This is a genomic window from Acinetobacter sp. YH16042, assembly GCF_013417245.1.
Taxonomy (GTDB): domain Bacteria; phylum Pseudomonadota; class Gammaproteobacteria; order Pseudomonadales; family Moraxellaceae; genus Acinetobacter; species Acinetobacter amyesii.
This window is the reverse complement of the sequence record NZ_VPEJ01000114.1, coordinates 1-1,478: the sequence shown is the minus strand read 5'-3', so window position 1 is coordinate 1,478 and position 1,478 is coordinate 1. Positions and strand designations below refer to the sequence as shown.

At 38.4% G+C, this 1,478-nt stretch carries 2 protein-coding genes; both read right to left on the bottom strand.

The annotated features are described in order from the left end of the window. On the bottom strand, positions 1-847 hold an 847-nt coding region (locus FTV37_RS17395), incomplete at its 3' end, for a protein rep (protein WP_257224373.1). A 97-nt stretch (positions 848-944) separates the two neighbouring features. After that, entirely contained in the window at positions 945-1,409 is a 465-nt protein-coding gene (locus tag FTV37_RS18060) for a hypothetical protein (RefSeq protein WP_257222737.1), read from the bottom strand. Positions 1,410-1,478 lie beyond the last annotated feature (69 nt).

Genomic DNA, 1,478 nt, shown 5'->3' with positions numbered 1-1,478 from the left:
CTAAGCCCCATTTTGCAACATAACTACCTGCTTCATTTCCGCCTTGTAAATCTAATCCGTGTTTTTCACTTGGAGTATCTAATCCTGATTTCTCACAGCAATCTTTCCAGATGTTGTACATATCCTGCTTAATACCTGGTAATGATTCTTTGCCTAAAGAGTAAGGAACAAATAATAAAACGTGATAATGGGGATGGAATCCATTTGCACCGTGGGTAATTTCAAAGCATGAGATATAGTGTTTTATTTGCCAACGCTCAAACATATCTTTAGATGCACGGACACCCTTAAAGAATTTTGAGTATGCTTTTTTCAGGTCTTTTTTTAGTTGTTTGATGTCAGTATCTGAATAATGAGGAACAGTAAGGGTAAGAAGTAATACAGATCCGCCTTGTTTCTGCCACCAATCCATAGCATCTTTGACTTCACATTTACGGTGTTCGGAAATAATTGCAGCACAAACAGGACAGCCCCATGCATTTGCACAGCGCATGACGTTCGTATAATTGGCTTTATTACGAAATTTATTAAATGTGACCCCTACACCATCATTTTTATCTACACGATTATAGAAACAGTGTTGGGTACGTTCCCCATTAAGTATTTTTCGAGCTGAATCTAGTAATTTAAACCGTTCTTTGATTGCCTGAAAGCCTTGCTGTGTGCGGATGGCGGAGTTATCCGTAGTATTACCAAGGGGCTTCCCATTTTCATCGACAGCCCATGTTTTTTTACCGTCTGTCACAAGTCTACAAGTCGGCAGTGTATCAGCGGTCGCAATCGTTGTCGTCCCTCCGCCTCTCACTCCCGCTTCTACTCTTTGACTTTCATTTTTGTTACCGTACAATAGTATTGCTCCTATTCATTTAGGTAGCTCCTAAAATGTTGCCGTACAACTACAGGATTCCAAAGCCTTGAGAATTGCCGTTCTCAGGGCTTTTCTGTTATTTGAGGTTCTTAACCTCAGTAGCAATCTGTCCTAGCTTTTGGTTACCATCAAGCAAAAGATCACCTGCAAATTTTTGAACAATGCTCAAGGCATTTTCTTTGTTATCTCTAATCTGCTCTAAGGCTTCTATAGTTTGCTCAAGCACTGGAACATATTGTTCTAACATCTCTAAAATAATCTTTGTCTTAGGTTGTCCTGTTAAGTCAGAAATCTTATCTAAAACTTCTTCCATCTCAGGAGGAACACTCAAAGCAATGCGTTTTCTGGTCATTCTTAAATTCCTGTTACCTATGGCAACAATATTACATCTATTCAAAAAATAAGCAAATATTTTCTTGTCGGCATAGCCGAAAAACTCCCGATCTTGGTTCAGATGAAAGCTGTAATCAAAGAAAGGAATATTTTGTAATTCTTGTTGTGTCAGTTCGCTCGTAGACACTCGCTCTGTAAAATAAAGCATAAAAAAACGCCCAAGATATTTATCTCAGGCGTTAATAAAATTCGGAAGAAGATTTATAAGGTTGTATAA